The sequence below is a fragment of the Methylotenera sp. genome, assembly GCF_029946165.1.
In the GTDB taxonomy this organism is placed as follows: Bacteria; Pseudomonadota; Gammaproteobacteria; order Burkholderiales; family Methylophilaceae; genus Methylotenera.
On the sequence record NZ_JAQSDZ010000011.1, the window covers coordinates 34,045 to 51,690 of the forward strand.

The 17,646-nt window shown below is 45.6% G+C and carries 19 protein-coding genes; 8 read left to right on the forward strand and 11 right to left on the reverse strand.

Annotated elements, in window-relative coordinates; genetic code table 11:
* Window positions 1-33: 33 nt before the first annotated feature.
* From PSV17_RS07695 to PSV17_RS07720, 6 genes are all read left to right on the forward strand, one after another.
* Window positions 34-1,038 carry a PatB family C-S lyase gene (locus PSV17_RS07695; protein WP_366910487.1) on the forward strand — a complete coding sequence of 335 codons (1,005 nt, stop codon included), beginning with the start codon at window positions 34-36 and terminating at the stop codon, window positions 1,036-1,038.
* Window positions 1,039-1,231: 193 nt separating this feature from the next.
* Window positions 1,232-2,386, forward strand: coding sequence for a YeeE/YedE family protein (locus PSV17_RS07700; RefSeq protein WP_300481237.1), 1,155 nt, complete (start codon window positions 1,232-1,234; stop codon window positions 2,384-2,386).
* Between the two features lie 100 nt (window positions 2,387-2,486).
* Entirely contained in the window at window positions 2,487-2,852 is a 366-nt protein-coding gene (locus PSV17_RS07705) for a hypothetical protein (RefSeq protein WP_300481240.1), read from the forward strand.
* A gap of 60 nt (window positions 2,853-2,912) precedes the next feature.
* Window positions 2,913-4,229 carry a TolC family protein gene (locus tag PSV17_RS07710; RefSeq protein ID WP_300481242.1) on the forward strand — a complete coding sequence of 439 codons (1,317 nt, stop codon included), beginning with the start codon at window positions 2,913-2,915 and terminating at the stop codon, window positions 4,227-4,229.
* A gap of 2 nt (window positions 4,230-4,231) precedes the next feature.
* Window positions 4,232-5,881, forward strand: a complete 1,650-nt coding sequence (locus PSV17_RS07715; RefSeq protein ID WP_300481243.1) for an efflux RND transporter periplasmic adaptor subunit — start codon at window positions 4,232-4,234, stop codon at window positions 5,879-5,881.
* Entirely contained in the window at window positions 5,878-8,994 is a 3,117-nt protein-coding gene (locus PSV17_RS07720) for an efflux RND transporter permease subunit (RefSeq protein WP_300481246.1), read from the forward strand. Before PSV17_RS07715 ends, PSV17_RS07720 begins: the two co-directional genes overlap by 4 nt.
* A gap of 23 nt (window positions 8,995-9,017) precedes the next feature.
* On the opposite strand, the gene PSV17_RS07725 is transcribed toward PSV17_RS07720, so the two are convergent.
* Together PSV17_RS07725 and PSV17_RS07730 are read right to left on the reverse strand one after the other, a co-directional pair.
* Window positions 9,018-9,755: a hypothetical protein gene (locus tag PSV17_RS07725; protein WP_300481248.1), complete on the reverse strand. Its 738-nt coding sequence runs from the start codon at window positions 9,753-9,755 to the stop codon at window positions 9,018-9,020.
* 86 nt (window positions 9,756-9,841) lie between these two features.
* Window positions 9,842-10,591 (reverse strand): cytochrome c peroxidase, encoded by a 750-nt coding sequence (locus tag PSV17_RS07730; RefSeq protein WP_300481250.1) that lies wholly within the window; start codon window positions 10,589-10,591, stop codon window positions 9,842-9,844.
* Between the two features lie 67 nt (window positions 10,592-10,658).
* Here PSV17_RS07730 and PSV17_RS07735 point away from each other — a divergent pair, with 67 nt between their 5' ends.
* On the forward strand, window positions 10,659-10,943 hold the full coding sequence (locus PSV17_RS07735) for a hypothetical protein (protein ID WP_300481253.1): 285 nt from the start codon (window positions 10,659-10,661) through the stop codon (window positions 10,941-10,943).
* Between the two features lie 225 nt (window positions 10,944-11,168).
* On the opposite strand, the gene PSV17_RS07740 is transcribed toward PSV17_RS07735, so the two are convergent.
* Window positions 11,169-11,423: a zf-HC2 domain-containing protein gene (locus PSV17_RS07740; RefSeq protein ID WP_300481256.1), complete on the reverse strand. Its 255-nt coding sequence runs from the start codon at window positions 11,421-11,423 to the stop codon at window positions 11,169-11,171.
* A 231-nt stretch (window positions 11,424-11,654) separates the two neighbouring features.
* Between PSV17_RS07740 and grxC the strand changes: the two genes are divergently transcribed.
* Entirely contained in the window at window positions 11,655-11,912 is a 258-nt protein-coding gene (gene grxC, locus PSV17_RS07745; RefSeq protein WP_300481259.1) for a glutaredoxin 3, read from the forward strand.
* A 73-nt stretch (window positions 11,913-11,985) separates the two neighbouring features.
* Here the strand turns inward: grxC and PSV17_RS07750 are convergent, their stop codons facing one another.
* From PSV17_RS07750 to PSV17_RS07785, 8 genes are all read right to left on the reverse strand, one after another.
* Window positions 11,986-12,210: a zf-HC2 domain-containing protein gene (locus PSV17_RS07750; protein ID WP_300481262.1), complete on the reverse strand. Its 225-nt coding sequence runs from the start codon at window positions 12,208-12,210 to the stop codon at window positions 11,986-11,988.
* A complete protein-coding gene (locus tag PSV17_RS07755) occupies window positions 12,194-12,829 on the reverse strand; it encodes an RNA polymerase factor sigma-70 (RefSeq protein ID WP_300481264.1) in 636 nt (211 codons plus the stop codon). Before PSV17_RS07755 ends, PSV17_RS07750 begins: the two co-directional genes overlap by 17 nt.
* Entirely contained in the window at window positions 12,819-13,049 is a 231-nt protein-coding gene (nrtS, locus tag PSV17_RS07760) for a nitrate/nitrite transporter NrtS (protein ID WP_300481266.1), read from the reverse strand. The genes PSV17_RS07755 and nrtS overlap by 11 nt, the downstream gene beginning before the upstream one ends.
* Window positions 13,050-13,141: 92 nt before the next feature.
* Window positions 13,142-14,008 carry a phosphate ABC transporter ATP-binding protein gene (locus PSV17_RS07765; RefSeq protein WP_300481268.1) on the reverse strand — a complete coding sequence of 289 codons (867 nt, stop codon included), beginning with the start codon at window positions 14,006-14,008 and terminating at the stop codon, window positions 13,142-13,144.
* A complete protein-coding gene (gene pstA / locus PSV17_RS07770) occupies window positions 14,005-14,880 on the reverse strand; it encodes a phosphate ABC transporter permease PstA (RefSeq protein WP_300481269.1) in 876 nt (291 codons plus the stop codon). Before pstA ends, PSV17_RS07765 begins: the two co-directional genes overlap by 4 nt.
* A complete protein-coding gene (gene pstC / locus PSV17_RS07775; RefSeq protein ID WP_300481271.1) occupies window positions 14,873-15,727 on the reverse strand; it encodes a phosphate ABC transporter permease subunit PstC in 855 nt (284 codons plus the stop codon). The genes pstA and pstC overlap by 8 nt, the downstream gene beginning before the upstream one ends.
* On the reverse strand, window positions 15,708-16,520 hold the full coding sequence (locus PSV17_RS07780) for a phosphate ABC transporter substrate-binding protein (RefSeq protein WP_300481272.1): 813 nt from the start codon (window positions 16,518-16,520) through the stop codon (window positions 15,708-15,710). The genes pstC and PSV17_RS07780 overlap by 20 nt, the downstream gene beginning before the upstream one ends.
* 27 nt (window positions 16,521-16,547) lie before the next feature.
* Window positions 16,548-17,591 carry a methyltransferase domain-containing protein gene (locus PSV17_RS07785; protein WP_300481273.1) on the reverse strand — a complete coding sequence of 348 codons (1,044 nt, stop codon included), beginning with the start codon at window positions 17,589-17,591 and terminating at the stop codon, window positions 16,548-16,550.
* Window positions 17,592-17,646 lie beyond the last annotated feature (55 nt).

The window sequence follows — 17,646 nt, forward strand, 5'->3', positions numbered from 1 at the left end:
CGCCAGAAGCCATTACACAGGCGCTGACCGCGCGTGCCGCTCACCCGATTTACGGCTACTGTGCCGCCAGATAGCCTGTATGACGCGCTCATCGGCTGGATGAAACAACGCCATCACTGGCAAATCGAGCGCGAGTGGATTATGCTCACGCCGGGCGTGGTACCGTCATTGCACGCCGCAGTAATGGCACTTACCCGTCCAGATGAAGGTGTAATCGCGCAGCCGCCAGTGTATTCCCCGTTTTTCTCCGCCGCCACCAAGACCAGCCGGCGCCTGATTGAGAACCCATTACGCATTGTAAACGACAGCTATGGTATTGACTTTGAGCATCTGGAGCAGTGTGCAAGTCATGCCCGCCTGCTACTACTCTGCTCACCGCACAACCCAGTTGGTCGAGTCTGGCAGAAAGGCGAACTGGTGCAGGTACTGGACATTGCCCGCCGCCACAATCTCGCCATTGTTTCCGATGAAGTCCACGCAGACCTGATCTATCCCGAATACCGGCACCACGCACTGGCGACATTGACCGATGACCCTACCAACATCATCACTGCGATCGCACCGAGCAAGACCTTCAATATTCCAGGGCTTGGGCTTTCCGCGCTGATTGTTCCCGACCCAACGCGACGCGCGGCTATACAAAAAATACTGGACATGATCCACATGAGCGCCGCCAATCCGTTTAGCCTCGTGGCGTTCGAGGCCGCCTATCGCGGCGAAGGTGCCTGGCTGGAAAGCCTGCTTGCCTATCTGCAAAATACCCGTGATGCGGCAGCTGTTTATATCAAACGCGAACTGCCAGAGATTCGTATCATCCAGCCCGAAGGCACATATCTGCTTTGGCTAGATTGCCGCGGACTGGGCATGAACGATAAACGACTGCAGCAGTTTCTGGTCAACGAGGCCAAGGTCGGCCTGTCGACTGGCATCTCTTTTGGCACCGGTGGCGAAGGCTTCATGCGCATGAACATCGGTACACCGCGTAAAAATGTGATGACAGCGCTAAAGCGCATCCGAGATGCACTTGATTCACGGTAAAAGACAATTGCGAGTGGCAAAGCCAGGTGCGATTGATTAATAATACTAAATAAAAGGAATTTTCATGCACCGTAGGACTGTAATTGCCAACCATAAAATACAGGGCAGCATTTCTGAAAACAAGGATTTTCTATACGGCTTACTGGCCAGCACCGACGTAACCACAACGGCCTAACAATTGACTACTCAAAAAATGAACCGTTACCTGGCAAGCATCAAATCAACAACACTAATCACTTTCCTGTCACTGATAGCCATCACAGCTACGCTACAAGGCTTTCGGCTTCCAAGCTTATTTGCGATTGGTCTATTATTAGGAATGGTGTTATTCCTTTCTCAATTTGGTTTTGCCTCCACTTATCGCAAGCTAATTTTGCATGGTGAAACAAATGGAATAAAAGCACAAATCATCATGCTGATTGTAGCCACTTGCCTATTTGCACCCATACTCAGCGCAGGCAGTATTTTCGGTATGGGCGTCACTGGCGCAATAGCCCCACTTAGCCTGTCGGTAGTGATAGGTGCGTTCATGTTTGGCATTGGCATGCAACTGGGGGGAGGATGCGGCTCTGGCACTCTATACAGCTTTGGCGGTGGCAGCATGCGCATGGGCATTACTTTATTGGCATTTATTGCGGGTTCGTTTTGGGCCAGCCTGCATATGACTTGGTGGCAAGCACTGCCATCTGCAGGCGTATGGGTGTTAGGGAACAGTTTAGGCTGGACATTTGCCGTATTATTGCAAGTATGGGTATTGATTGGTCTTTATATATGGACACCTCGCGCAACTGCTACAACATTACCGACACCGAAAAACTGGCGGCAAACTTTCAGCAAACCATTTTTCTTTAGGCCATGGAGCTTGCTGGAAGGTGCACTCGCACTGGCAATCCTGAATTTTGCCACGCTCATTATTTCAGGTCATCCATGGTCAATCACTTGGGCGTTTACATTATGGGGGGCCGAGACCGCTACTTATGTCGGCTGGAATCCAGCCTCCTCGACTTTCTGGCAAGGTGATTTCCAACAAGCTGCGCTGGCAAATGGAATTTTTCGGGATGAAACCTCGTTGATGGATATTGGCCTCATACTAGGCGCATTGTTGGCAGCCATATTGTCCAACCGCTTAACTTTTACATTACAAGCCCCTCCACGCGCTATTGCAGCTTCGCTTATCGGTGGCTTGGCAATGGGTTATGGAGCTCGCATTGCTTACGGATGCAACATTGGCGCGTTCTTTTCAGGTGTAGCTTCAACAAGTCTGCACGGTTGGCTATGGATTATATCCGCCATCGCAGGCACATGGATAGGTGTGCATCTACGACCGAAATTTGGGCTGGCGAATTGAATATCCTTACTATTCCTAGTCGTGTAAGCACTCCTCTAGCAAAAAAATATTTCTCTGAAGCTTGTTTGAACGTTTTATGACTGATATAGTCTGCAGACATATGAAATTACTTCGTTTGATTTCAGTTTTTTTGATATTAGTGCTGGCTTCTAGCCCAGTGCTTGCTTCTGCTTGCGCTATTTCATGTGCACTTGGTTCTATGAATGGCTCTCAACAAATAATGAGCATGGATATGTCTTCAATGGATGCCAATCATTGTAAGCTCATGCAAAAATCATCTGACCACCATGGTAAACAAACCCAACACAACAATTGCACGATGGCTGGCTGCCATTTTTCAGTGGCTACTACGCTAGATTTAGATCATCAAGATTTCTCTTTCAACGACACTAGTAAGCAACCGATACACTTCAATTCTTTCGGATTATCTGCCGATCCATACCCACCTATAAAACCTCCTGCCTGATTTAACGCATAGGGACAATTGCGTCCTTTTTCGTTACTTTTAGTGCTTAGGAGCGTTTTTATGAATACCTTTATTGGTAATTTTCTGCTTTTCTGCGCATTATCATTGGCTGCATTCTCTGTGCATGCTGATCATAATGCGCAACATCAAACTACTGGTTCAAACCAAGAGTCGTCATCAAGATTGTCATTAGATGATGCGATTCAACTGGCAATCCAGAACCAACCATTAATCCAGTCACTGGATGATGCGTCTGCCGCTTCTCGCGAAGCTGCTATCGCCGAAGGCCAACTACCAGACCCCAAGCTAAAGTTTGGGGTGATTAACTTGCCAATCAACCATGGTGATGCACTACGCTTTGATCGGGATGATGTGACCATGTCCAATATTGGGTTTTCTCAAGACGTCGTTCCGAGATTAAAGCGAGATGCTGCTTCCCGTAAAATGGAAGCTGAAGCGGATCAGTATCATTCAGAACAGCTCGTGACAATTCGATCAATTCAACGCGATGTGGCTCTAGCTTGGTTAGATGTTTTCGAGGCACAGAAAAAATCCGGGCTATACGCAAAAATTGCAGACGAAATAGCTGCCGAACGTAAAGTGACGCTTGCTCGTATCAGTTCAGGTGGTGCTTCACCCAGTGATGCACTCCAACTTGATAAAGAACGTGCGCTGACTCATGATCAATATTACGTTGCTAAGCGTGATGAGCAGAAAGCCCGTGCGATACTGGCACGCTGGATAGGGAGTGCTGCAAATAATTCTATTTCAGATGATTTGCCGACTATTACTGCCAAACTTCTGGATACAGTTGCAGCGACGAATGCTGAAATTGACAGCCATCCTGCGTTACAAAATGCGCGGCAGGCAGAGCTAGTCGCTCAGTCAGATGTAGATATAGCAAAAGCAGAACGCCTTAAAAATTGGAACTGGGAAGTTATATATGGCAAACGACGCTCAGATTTAAGCGATATGGTCAGTGTTCAAGTCTCAATTGACCTGCCTTGGGACAGAGCTAATCGTCAAGATAAACGTACCAGTGAAAAATTACTTATGATAGAACGAGCACAAAAACTAACCGCTGACCGTCGCCTTGAACTGTCAGCAGAATTAGCTTCTGCACGTGCTGAATGGGATGCCGCAGAAGCGCGTGAAGCTGAGCATCAGGCAAGCTTAATTCCTGTCACCAATGCACGTTTGAATTTGATGCAAGCGAGTTATGCGGCAGGAAAAGCCTCTTTAGCAGATGTCTGGGAAGCGCGTCGCGGTGTGCTTGAAGTAGAAATGGATCACTGGGGAATATTGACTGACAGACAGCGAGCAGCTGTAAAGATTGGTTACCTAGTCAACGATAATCGCATATTCAAAGGTAATTAATCATGAAACGACTCCATTTATTATCAGCAATAATTTTTACCGTTCTAATCGGCATTATTATCTGGCTGGGCTGGGATAAATTTCATTCCACAGCATCTACTGAATCTATGGTGAAAGAATCTATGCCCTCAACTTCTATGGTCACAAAACCTGCTGCACCAGCTGGAGTTGTTCAAGACAATAGTGGCAAAGTAGTCAAGTACTGGTATGACCCGATGGTGCCGGCACAGAAGTTCGACAAGCCTGGCAAATCACCATTCATGGATATGCAGCTAGAGCCTAAGTATGCAGAAGCAGATGGGGAAGACGCTGGCGTGTCTATTTCATCACAAACACAACATAATCTTGGTATTCGCTTAGCCAAAGTTGAAAAACATGATTTTGGCAATAAGCTTTCTGCTGTTGGACGTATTCAACCTGATGAACGGAAATTATATGTAGTTCAGACCCGCATTCCTGGCTTTGTTGAGCGGCTATTAGTGCGTGCTATAGGTGATCAGGTCGCTAAAGGACAAAAGGTGGCTGAGATGTACGCACCTGAGCTATTAGCAGCGCAACAAGAGTATCTGGCGCTGAGTGTTTATGAAACTGATTCTGCTACTAAAGGAGTTGCTTCCAGCGGTCTGGCACAAGCTGCCCGTAGCCGCCTGAAATTACTGGGAATGTCTGAGGGCGAGATTGCTGCCATTACGCAATCTGGTAAATCTAGCCCGCGTTTTGGCATTTATGCGCCTGCATCTGGCGTATTGACTGAACTCAATGTGCGTGAAGGCGGGCAATTAATGCCAGGCACGAGTTTGATGCAAATCACGGATTTATCCAACGTCTGGTTAATTGCTGATGTGCCTGAACGTGATGCGTCAAAACTAAAACTTGGTAACCTCGCTGTAGTGCGATTGCAGGGAGTCGCTGATGAAATTAAAGGTAAGGTAAGTTATATTTATCCGTCTTTAGATGCGACTACACGCTCACTGCAAGTACGTGTTGAACTGACTAATAAGGGTGGTCGATTACGTCCAAGTATGTATGCCAATGTTGAATTCACTGGAGAGTCACACGGAGCCTTGTCAGTGCCAAGTGAGGCTGTGATTGCTACTGGTACCAGAAAAGTGGTGATTGTGAAACTCAAAAATGGCTTCCATCCCGTAGACGTTAGCACGGGGCAAGAAAGTGAAAGTTCTACCGAAATTCTTCAAGGTTTATCAGAAGGCGATGAGGTAGTTGCATCGGGCCAATTCTTAATTGATTCAGAAGCTTCTTTATCGGGTGTTTTAAGTAAGCTTTCGCAACAAACTGAAAAAGATGGGGCGATGTCAGATATGGGCATGAAAGAGCCTGCCAAGGATGAGTTGAGTAATATGAAGATGCCAGAAAAAACATCTGAAAAGATGCCTGTTGGCCGTGGCAAAGTGATGGAGATCGACGCTAAATCTGGGAAAGTCACGCTTGCACATGAACCAATAGCTGAGTTAGGCTGGCCTGCAATGACCATGGGCTTCATTGTTAAAGACGCTCAGTCACTCACAAAACTTAAGGTGGGTGATACGGTGCAGTTTGAACTCAAATCTAACCCTAACACTGAGCAATACGATATTGAACATATCGACAAGCAAATACCAATCTCTTCCAGAAAAATGGGAGCGAAGCCATGATTGCCCAATTGATACGCTGGTCAGCAGTAAATCGCCTCATGGTCATGCTGGTGACTTTAATGGTGGCCGCCTGGGGTGTTTTTGCCATGCTCAAAACGCCATTAGATGCTATTCCAGACCTGTCTGATACACAAGTCATCATCCGCACGCAATGGTCGGGACAGGCACCACAAATTGTAGAGAATCAAGTAACGTATCCGCTTACTACTACGATGCTTTCTGTACCAGGCGTTAAAACTGTACGCGGCTATTCATTTTTTGGTGATTCTTTTGTTTATATATTATTCAACGATGGTACTGACCAATACTGGGCGCGTTCACGCGTACTAGAGTATTTAAGTCAGCTCTCTTCACGTTTACCCAAAGGCGCTTCACCCAGTCTTGGGCCAGATGCCACAGGTGTGGGCTGGGTATATGAATACGCACTAGTTGATAAATCAGGAAAACACGATTTAGGTGAACTACGTGCCTTACAAGACTGGTTTCTAAAGTTTGAGTTGAAGACCATCCCGGGCATTGCTGAAGTGGCGACTATCGGTGGCATGGTAAAACAATACCAAGTGCAGATAGATCCGAATAAGTTACGTGACTACAAGCTACCTCTGAGCAAAGTGATTTCAGCTATTCAAATGGCTAATCAGGAAACTGGAGGTGCGGTCGTCGAGTTGGCTGAAGCGGAATATATGGTGCGGGCACATGGCTATCTTGAGTCACTGAATGATTTCCGCAATATTCCTATCAGTGTTTCTGATAAAGGCACTCCCATACTGCTTTCCGATGTGGCGCATATTCAGATTGGTCCGGAATTGCGACGAGGCGTTGCAGAGCTAAATGGCGAAGGCGAAGTCGCTGGGGGGGTAATTGTGGTGCGCTCAGGGCAAAATGCTTTAGAAGTCATTGATGCAGTTAAAACCAAACTAGAAACTTTAAAGAAAAGCCTGCCACAAGGCGTGGAAATTGTGACTACTTATGACCGTTCTCAACTCATTAAACGAGCTATTGATAATCTAAGCCATAAGCTTATTGAAGAGTTTATTGTCGTTGCGCTGATTTGCATTATTTTCTTGTGGCATTTCAGGTCTGCTCTGGTCGCCATTGTGGCCTTACCTTTAGGCGTGCTGATTAGTTTTATCGTGATGTATTACCAAGGCATCAATGCCAATATTATGTCGTTGGGTGGTATCGCGATTGCGATTGGCGCTATGGTAGATGCAGCCATTGTGATGATTGAAAATGCACATCGAAAACTGGAAGACTTTCGTCATGCGCATGGCGAGCTTAGTAACAAGCGGCGCATATACGTCATCATTGAAGCAGCCAGTGAAGTTGGGCCAGCGCTATTCTTTTCCTTACTGATTATTACCCTGTCATTCATCCCTGTCTTTACGCTGGAGGCGCAAGAAGGCAAGTTATTTGCGCCACTGGCTTTTACCAAAACCTATGCCATGGCAGCGGCAGCAGGGTTGTCGGTGACATTGGTACCCGTGTTGATGACATTTTTTATTCGGGGCAAGATTCGTTCAGAAACTGAGAATCCGCTTAATCGTTGGTTAATTGCGATTTATAAACCCATGCTAGGTAGTGTGTTGCGCCATCCTAAACTAACGATAGGCGCTGCGGTAATTGTGGTGTTAATTACCTTATGGCCATTAGGCAAACTTGGCAGTGAATTTATGCCACCTTTAGATGAAGGTGATCTGCTGTATATGCCGACTGCCTTACCCGGATTGTCAGTTTCAAAAGCCTCAGAAATTTTGCAATTGAGTGATCGATTGATTAAAACGGTGCCAGAGGTTAAGTCCGTGTTTGGTAAAACAGGTCGCGCTGAAACGGCTACTGATCCAGCTCCATTAGAAATGCTAGAAACAACTATTCAGTTTAAGCCACGCTCTGAGTGGCGTGATGGGATGACCACTGATAAGCTGATTAAAGAACTCGATAGCCGACTTAAAATACCAGGCATGGCTAATGTCTGGGTACAACCCATTCGCAATCGAATTGATATGCTTTCTACTGGGATTAAGAGCCCGGTTGGTATCAAGATTGGCGGGCCAGATCTAGCTACTCTAGAAAAGCTCGGTGAAGAAGTAGAACGCATCATGAAGAAGGTGCCAGGTGCAAGCTCTGTCATTGCAGAACGTGTCACTGGTGGGCGTTATATCGACATTCGTATTGACCGTCTTAAAGCCGCTCGCTATGGACTCAATATTGCTGAAGTGCAAACACTGATATCTATGGCGATTGGTGGCGATAATGTCGCTGAGAAAGTGGATGGCCTAGCGCGATTCCCAATTAATGTGCGCTTCCCGCGTGAGCTACGGGACTCTGTGGAGAAACTCAAAACATTGCCCATCGTTACCGAAGCAGGTGCGACCGTGCCATTAGGTAGTGTTGCTGATATTGCCATCACCGATGGTCCGCCCATGATCAAAAGCGAAAATGCACGCCCCAATGTCTGGGTCTATGTGGATATCCAAGATCGTGATTTAGGTGGTTTTGTGAATGAGGCGAAAGCAACTTTAGACAAAGAGTTGCAGTTGCCTGCAGGTTATTCACTGAACTGGTCTGGACAGTTTGAATACTTTGAACGTGCCTCTAAGCGTTTGAGCTATGTAGTACCCATGACGCTGGGTATTATTTTTATCATGCTGTTTATGACATTTAAGCGCATTGGACCAGCTGTGCTGATTTTATCCAGCTTACCGTTTGCATTAGTAGGCGCAATATGGTTTCTATACCTTCTTAAATTTCATTTCTCTATTGCCAGTGGCGTCGGCATGATTGCGTTAGCGGGTTTGGCTACTGAATTTGGCATCATCATGTTGGTGTATCTGGATGACGCACTCGATCGTTATAGAAAGGCCGGCAAATTGAATACTTTAGATGACTGGCATGCCGCACTGATTGAAGGCGCAGCGCTTAGAGTCAGACCTAAAGCCATGACAGTTGCAGTGATACTAGCTGGTTTAATTCCAATTTTGATTGGTACAGGAACTGGATCTGAAGCGATGAGTCGTATTGCAGCGCCGATGGTGGGCGGAATGCTGACTGCGCCGTTACTCTCGCTTTTTGTATTACCTGCTGCCTATATGTTGCTCAGGCGTAAAGATTAATGATATGCAAGTCGGATTGATTTTCAGGTACTTATGTTAAGTGGGTTAAGCGCCGCCGCTACCGCCTTAATCTGCTCCTCAACGTTAATGGCCATATACCCCGTAAGATCAAGCTTTCGATCCTCAAACACATCTATATCAGGATGCGCTGCTACCCACTGAGCAACCACCTGATCGCGCTCATGTAATAACACTTCTATTTGCGGACGAAACAGCACCAACATAGATGAAATCCATAGATTGACTGGCCATGATGGAAACGCATGGTCAATCTTGAAATGATCAAGCATGGCAATGACATCCTCAGCTTTATACCAGGCCTCTGCCGTCACCCACCGATTGGTAGCAAATAACCCAAGAGGATAGCCATAAGCATCCATGGAAATCGCAATTAAATGTGATAACGCATCTTTACCAGTGGGCCATGGCTCATCACCATCATAAGGCACGGGTAATGTTCCGTCAGGCATTCCTGGTTGACGTAAAAAAGTATGAAAATGTCCATGCTCGCCAGCATCGGCACGGTGGGCATGATAATAATACTGGCTATGCGTATCGCTATCAAACACATCGTCATTGGGATAATGGTCGAGCTCATAAAATTCGCCCTGCCCTTTGAGCAACTCACCTACGATATTGATGCTGCCTTTTTTCATGACGCGATAACATTCAATAATTTGCAATCCCGCCTCAGCCATGCGTTCCAACTGTTCGCGTGGCAGGCTTGAGAGATTGAGTTGCAACAAGTCTTTAGATTTCATTTTCACCTACAATACACGAAAAAAATGCGATGGAGCCTGTCTATGACTTCATCGCATCTAGTTTACCTGCAACAAACTACCTATTGCTATTTAGCTGCGCAAGGATTCTTGGCCGCACATGGATTTTTTGCAGCGCATGGGTTCTTAGCTGCACATGGATTTTTCACGGCACAAGGATTCTTTGCTGCGCATGGATTGGCTGCGCATGGGTTTTTGGCGGCGCACGGATTATTGCCTGCAGCTGTTGGCTTATAAGCCTTATGTAATTTAGCGGTATAAGTCGTTAAAGCTGCTAGTTCACGCGAGTTCCATGGCAATGGCTGGGCTTGCATAGGTTTAACCATACAAAACTGCACCATTTCTTCTAAGGTAATGGATTGCAAACCAGCATTATCTACCGCCATTTGAACGCGATGCGGATAAGGCTTAGTAAAGCTTGGTAAGAACAAATTTGTACCATTTGTACCATGACAAGTAGCACATGAAATATTGCCGCTACTACTTAACTTGGGGTTATTCCACAACTTTTCGCCTTCTTTCAGCAAGGCTTGTTTATTTCCTTTGTACGGTGTTGTGCCCTTAGGACGAGTGACCAATTTAGCATCAATATGAGATCCAGCAGCACAAGGGTTAGCGGCACATGGATTCTTGGCTGCACATGGGTTCTTTGCAGCACAGGGATTTTTCGCAGCACATGGGCTGCAAGGGTTACGTTTAGATGCTCGCGGCGCACATGGTGCGCAAGGTGATGCAGCCATAGCCACTGGCATGCCTATCACTGCGCCAAAAATTGCTGAAAGTATTGCTGCTTTAATCGGCTTTATTTGTGTGTTCATGATATTTCTCTCCATGAATAAAAGTGCTTATTTAGCTGCACAGGGATTTTTAGCCGCACAAGGGTTCTTGGCAGCGCAAGGATTTTTAGCAGCGCAAGGATTAGCTGCACATGGTTTCGCACTACATGGATTTTTAGCAGCGCAAGGATTTTTAGCTGCACATGGGTTTTTCATATCATGCTTATGCGTTGTTTTAGCCTTTGGTGAACAAGGGCTACATGGGTTGGCATTGGCAATAGAGCTTCCCATTCCAAGTGTTATAGCGCCTGCTAAAAGCGTCGTTGCTAAAAGTTTGTGTTGTGTTTTCATCTTTAATTCTCCAAATAATTTGAGTGATAAATCAAAATGCTAATAATCTAAAAACTTCAAGTCCTCAAAATTAATATTTTGATTACAACGAATAGTCGTAGGCGCTTTCAATTTATTACAGCAAATAAAATATATTTTTAATATTTTCTAAAGTTTGGCACCATTCAATAAAATTATTACAAACCGCATGGGTAATAACTACAAACCACGCCTACACTACTGTGCTCAATTTGTCTGGCAACGGACAATTCAATGAGTAGCGGCTTATTCAACCTTTCTCAACGATTGACTTCATTGCTTCAGCTATCCTAGTCTTGGCATCATCTGGGAGTAAGGCTAAAGAAGCATCCTGTTTTTGAATAAAAAATGGCGCAATTTTATGAATAATTGATAGCTGCCTAGAAAATATTGCACAACCCGGGCAAGTAATGATATGTACCTTTAGCATCATACGTTTAAACAAAGGTAGCTCTTCATCTAACGCCTGAGATATCAACTCGCTCGATTGTTTGCAATTTAACATTTGGCCACTCCTGAAGCTCATATTGCGCAAAAATTTGGCAACTTATATAAAGTTTTAGTCGGGAATAAGGCAAATTTATTACATATCAATCAAAATCATTCTCCAGCATAGCTACCTTAAAAAATTGTAAGAAAACCTATAGCATTGCCGACAAAGGTATTATCTAAAGGTATTTATGGAATTTAATTTCAATTATTTTTAGTTTTAAACTTACAGCTAAGGAACATAGAAATGACCAATATCACAATATACAGCACCAGCACTTGCCCATACTGCGTGGCTGCAGAAAACTTTTTGGCCAACAAGGGATTTTCACAAATTAATAAAATTTTAGTTGACCGACTTTCAAATGAAAGAGATGCAATGATTCAACGCACGGGACGACGCACTGTACCTCAAATTTTTATTAACGACATACATGTCAGTGGATATGATGATCTGGTTGACCTTGACCGCAAGGGTGGATTGGATGCTATATTAAATGCTTAAATAGCACAACATGTTAGCGAAAAGCTAACATGTTGTGCTGTCCGTTTTAATTTTGAGTGATATAGTTAAACAACTATAACGGAGGTGGGGGTAACTCATCTTCACACTTAATCAACTCATCTGCCAAGCCGTTTACATACTGCTTAGCAACTCCCCTTAGAGAAAACATTTGTTTTTCAAAGCTATGACAACCATCGCACATGGCAAGATGAATTTTCAATGCCATTCTTTCTCGGAGTTTCAATGGGTGTTCCAACGACTCCGAAAGTAATAATGTTACTTCACGACAACTCAGCATGATTCTGACTCCTTTGATACCAATTCATGTCCATACATTCCCTTAGCCGCATGCGTGCGCGATATAAGGTGACGAAAAGCAAATTAATTGTGATGTCAGCTGCTTCACATATCTCATCTGTTTCCAGCTCTATAAATTCACGCATCATAAAAATTCGCGCCTGCTTTGGAGGTAGATGATCCAAGCATGCTTCAAACACAATCCAAAAGTCTTTCTGACTTAGTGATGCTTCTGGATCACACCATTGTGAGGGTCTGTCATCATGATTCCATCCCCCTTTTTGATCAAACAATGACATAAAATCTTCATTCTCATCCTCCTCACCAGCCCCTTGCAAGCTACTCACATTAACCGTTTTTTGCTTACTTCTAAGCACATCAGCAATCTTGTTTTTAAGAATTGCAAACACCCAGGTTTTAAGCGCTGCTCGCCCGCCAAATGAAGTTACGTTTTTTAATGCTCCTATTAGCGCATCCTGTACGGCATCTTCGGCAAGGTGGAAATCACCTAATTGTTGAGTGGCAAATTTAAGCATCTGTCGCCTCAAGTCTTCGACCACTTCACCATCATGCAAGAACTCTGAAGTGGTTTTGGTTGATTTCTCCAAATTAATCTTCATTTCGTTTTCCAGTTGAAATTTCATTAATGGAAGCACTGTAAGTTGACACTAAATAAGGTACCAAGTAATTCATTATCAAATGGGCATAAGAAATACTTCCGTCACTCAAAAAGTGCTCCCCTTGGTTAATAAGATTTAATATCGTACCTACAATTAAAGAAACCTTGATTGAGTTTTTCAATATATGCGGTTTCAATGCTGTTTTAAATAAAAGCGTCATTTCTTTCTCAATAAATTATGTTTACTTAATCTCAAGCTTTGCTCAGACAAACATCTTTTTTTCCAACAGAATTAGTTGCGGTTTATCTTTATTTACCCTCGCGCGCCACTCACATAAGCTGCGGTTAATTGATGCGCAGGCGCTTCAAATATCTGCTGACAACGACCAAATTCAATTAATGTGCCGGTGCGTTCCTGCATCCAAAAGAAACCAGCATAATTGGCAATACGTCGTGCCTGAGCAAGATTATGGGTAACGATAACCACAGTATAGCGACCACGCAAGCTTTTAATCAAATCTTCAACCACAGCAGAAGATAGTGGATCAAGTGCACTACAAGGCTCATCCATCAGTAGGATTTCTGGCTCCAGCACCAGTGCGCGGGCAATACACAAACGTTGTTGCTGCCCGCCTGAAAGCGCCAATGCTGGACTATCCAGACGATCTTTCACTTCATCCCACAAGCCAACATCGGTCAGTGCTTTTTCAACGCGATGGCTCAACACGTAACGATCTCTAATGCCATGTTCTTTCAAGGGCATTTCGAGATTACGGCGGATAGAAAGTGGAAATGGATTGGGCTTCTGGAAAATCATGCCTATTCTGCGCCGCAATGCCTGCACATCGGTATTGGCAGCGTGTACATTCACACTATCAACCAGAATTTCACCTTTAATTTTGCAGCCGGCAATCATATCGGTCAGCCGATTAAGGCTTGAAAGAAAACTGGTTTTTCCGCAGCCAGAAGGGCCAATTAGCGCAGTGATGCATCCACGGTAAATATCCAGACTAACACCTGACAACGCGGTTTTATCGGCATAACTTAAAGACAGATTTTTAATCTGAATGTGTGGTTCAGGGTCGCAGCATGGCGGGCCCAATTGCAAAGGTCCGAGTGTAAAAGCCTCGGAAGACATTTCAGATGGGGTGCAGCAAACATTTTTTTCAATGACCGTCATGCTGTAATTATCCTTCGTTGTAACAGTTTTTCTGACAAACTCTGCGCAATGCCATTAATAATCATCAGCAGTACAATCAATATGAGTGCTGAGGCATAGGCATTGGCATCGCCACCAGCGACATTCATAGATAAGTCATAAATATGTACTGATAATGCACGACCAGAGTCCATTAGTGAGGATGGCATACGATCTACATAACCACTGGTAAAAATCAGTGCTGCAGTTTCAGCCATGGCGCGGCCGACACCTAATAACAGCGCTGCAGTTAGCGCTGGTGCAGCAGCAGGAATCAATATATGCAACAGTGCCGCACCCCGCGACAAGCCCAGCGCGGCAGCGCCAGCACGCCATTCATCTGGCACTGCGCGCAAGCCAGCTTCTGCGGTGTTGATGAAAATTGGCAATGCCATGCAAGCCAGCGTTAACCCGCCAGAAAGAATTGAGAAACCTAGACCTAAATACACACTAAAAAAAACATTGCCAAATAGACCAAACACGATAGAAGGCACACCTGCGAGCACATCGAGACTCATGCCAATCAAACGGCCAAAGCGACTGGTGGCTGAGATAAATTCGGTCAACAATACCGCTGTTGCCAGCCCCAGCGGTACGGCCGCGAGCATGGCTACTGTCAAAATCAGCAGTGTAGAAACTATAATCGAACCAATGCCGCCAGCACGTCCTGCATTTTCTGGGGCATCAACAAGGAATGACCAGGAAAGATGCGTTGCGCCATGCACCAACAGATCACCCAACAGCCATAAAAATGCCCCTGCCACCATTAGTGCTGCAAGCCAGATAAACAGCGTCATCAAATGATCGCGTTTCCACGCCATTAACTGGCCATAAGCTTGATGCGAATTATCCATGCAAGCGCCCTCCGCCCAAACGGCTTGCAGACATGGCTAAAACCAGCACCAAGCCCATTAACATTAGCCCTGAAACAAATAAGGATGCGCGATGATCGCCAGTGGCATACGCCATTTCCAAGGCAATATTGGCTGTGAGCGTGCGTATCGGGTCAAATAGACTTGTTGGGGTTTGTACCACATTGCCAGCTACCATCAGTACCGCCATGGTCTCACCCAGCGCACGTGCTGCCGCCAATAGAATGCCGCCAGTAATACCTGCCTTTGCCGCAGGCAATAGTACGCCGAGTATGGTGGTGGCGCGCGAAAAACCCAATGCTGCCGAACCGCGCAGATAATGCTCGGGCACGGCGGCCAAAGCTGCATCGGCAGTCAGTGCAATAGTGGGCAAAATCATGATTGTGAGTATTAAAATACCAGCCAAAAGACTCGCGCCTGGTGGCTCGAATGCAGCAATGAATGGCACCAGCACAGTTAATCCCCAGAGGCCAAATACCACCGAGGGAATGCCTGCCAACAAAGCCACCATGCGCTGAAACGGCAAAGCCAACCATCGTGGCGCATAAAACCGTGTAAATAATGTAGCAGCCAAGCCCAATGGCGTCGCCACCAACACAGCACCGATGCCAACAGCCAGCGTTGCCCATAGCATAGGTGCCAGCCCAAAGCGTGCTTCTAGCGGATACCAGCCATCATCGGTAAAAAATCTTAAAATGCCAACTTTATTTAACACTGGCCACGATTCCCGTAGCAGAAACAATAAAATCAATAGCAAAATCGCAGCTGCAATAACCGCTGAGATTGCCAATACACTTATCAGTGGCTGATCAGTGCGGGAGCGGGACAAAATACTGCGCCTCAACTAAATCGGCCACCTCTTTCGAACGTGTAAAATCAATGAACTGTTTCACGAGTCCCATAGGTACATATTTGGTTACTAGATTAAGTGGGCGCGACAATGGGAAACTGCCATTACGCACATTTTCGACTGAAGCCGCTACGCCCTCCATAGGCAACAATTTAATCGGCGTGCCATTGCCAGACTCAAATTCAGCAGTGCCGATTGAAACATAGCCGATTGCACCTGGATTACCGGCCACGGTTTTAATACCTTGCTGGTTATCGCCAATCACTACTTGCGCCTTGATGTCACTATTTTTTAATTTGTAATAATGCGTAAAAAGCTCAAGCGTAGAACGCCCTTCGGCTTTATTTACTACGGTAATGCGACCATCCTTGCCGCCCACATCACGCCAGTTGGTGATCTTGCCGGTATAAATATCAATCACCTGCTGATCGGTAAGTGTTTTCACCGGGTTATCCTTGTGCAGGATAACGCCAATGCCATCCAAGGCAATGGTAAAACTTTTTAGGTCCTTTTCTTCATCCTTGAGCGCGCGCGAAGCCATGCCGATGTCGGCCAGCCCACTACGGGCGTCGCTCACCCCGCGCGAAGAACCGCCAGACTGCACATCCACGCGTACACCAGGGTTGAGTTTTTCAAAGCGCTTGCCTAGTTCGACAGCTAATGGTGCAATGGTGCTGGAGCCAGTCAGCACCAGTTTCTGATCGGCGGCGTATGTGAGTGAAGTTATTGCCAACATTAAAACTGAGGCAATCAATTGATTGATTTTGAACATGAAGAATCTCTTTATAATTAACCTGATTCAGCAGCAAGAACCTTTACTGCCATCCACAGTGGTACTGCTATCAAATGGAATAGCCGTACCGCAACCTTCAAAAATACCGAAGTGCTGACTAAAATCACCAATGAAATCGAAGTGATTTTTAAAGCGTGTTTCATGCAGCATTTTCCAGGTGTTGCCGCAAACAGGGAATACACGGCCTTTTTCAATGTGATGATGTTTATCCAGCACGAATAAATGCGGCTGTTCAGGCGCGGTGCCACGATAAACCACGGCTTGACCATAATCCTCACAGGCAGGTTCTAAACCATCCACCTTGAACAGGCGATATGTCGCGGAGTAAAAACGCAAATTGCCAGCATGCGCGGCAATTTCAGGGTCAGTAATTTCCAGTGGACGATCTTCCACCAGCCGCGGATCGGCAAAACCACTGTGTTTGGCAAGATTCAAAAAATCATTCCAGTACAGCGCACCGCCTAGGCATTCGCCGTAAAAAACCGGGTCATGACTCACCGCACCAGGTACGCGAGCATTAACGTAAACATCGGAAAAATAAAATTCACCTCCCGGTTTGAGCAAGCGATGCACCTCGCGCAGCACCGCATCCTTATCTGGCGACAAGTTAATGACACAATTGGAAACAATCACATCAAAGCTATTACTTTCTAGATCAAGCTCATCAAGATGCTCGATATAACCCTTCTTGAAAGTGACATTGCTAAACCCAAAGGCTTCGGCATGGTAGTCAAGATATTTGTTGGCGACATCTAGTTGCTCGTCAGTCATATCCACGCCGATAACCTCACCCGTTACCCCCACAAGTTGTGCCAGCGCATAAACATCACGACCCGAGCCGCTACCTAGATCCAGCACGCGGCACCCTTCCAGTAGCGGCGGGCACACTAGGCCGCAACCGTAATAGCGCGAAGTAACTTCAGGATGAATGCGCGCCAGTAGGGGTTTCAACCAATTGGGTACTTGGCTGATGTCACAACAAGCGGTCGTTTTTAGATCGTCAGAACTTTGCAACTGACGGCCATAGTAGTCTTTAACAGAATCAAGCATAGTTTATTTCACCTTATATTTTAAATAACTTTTATATTTAGTCGGCATTGGATAG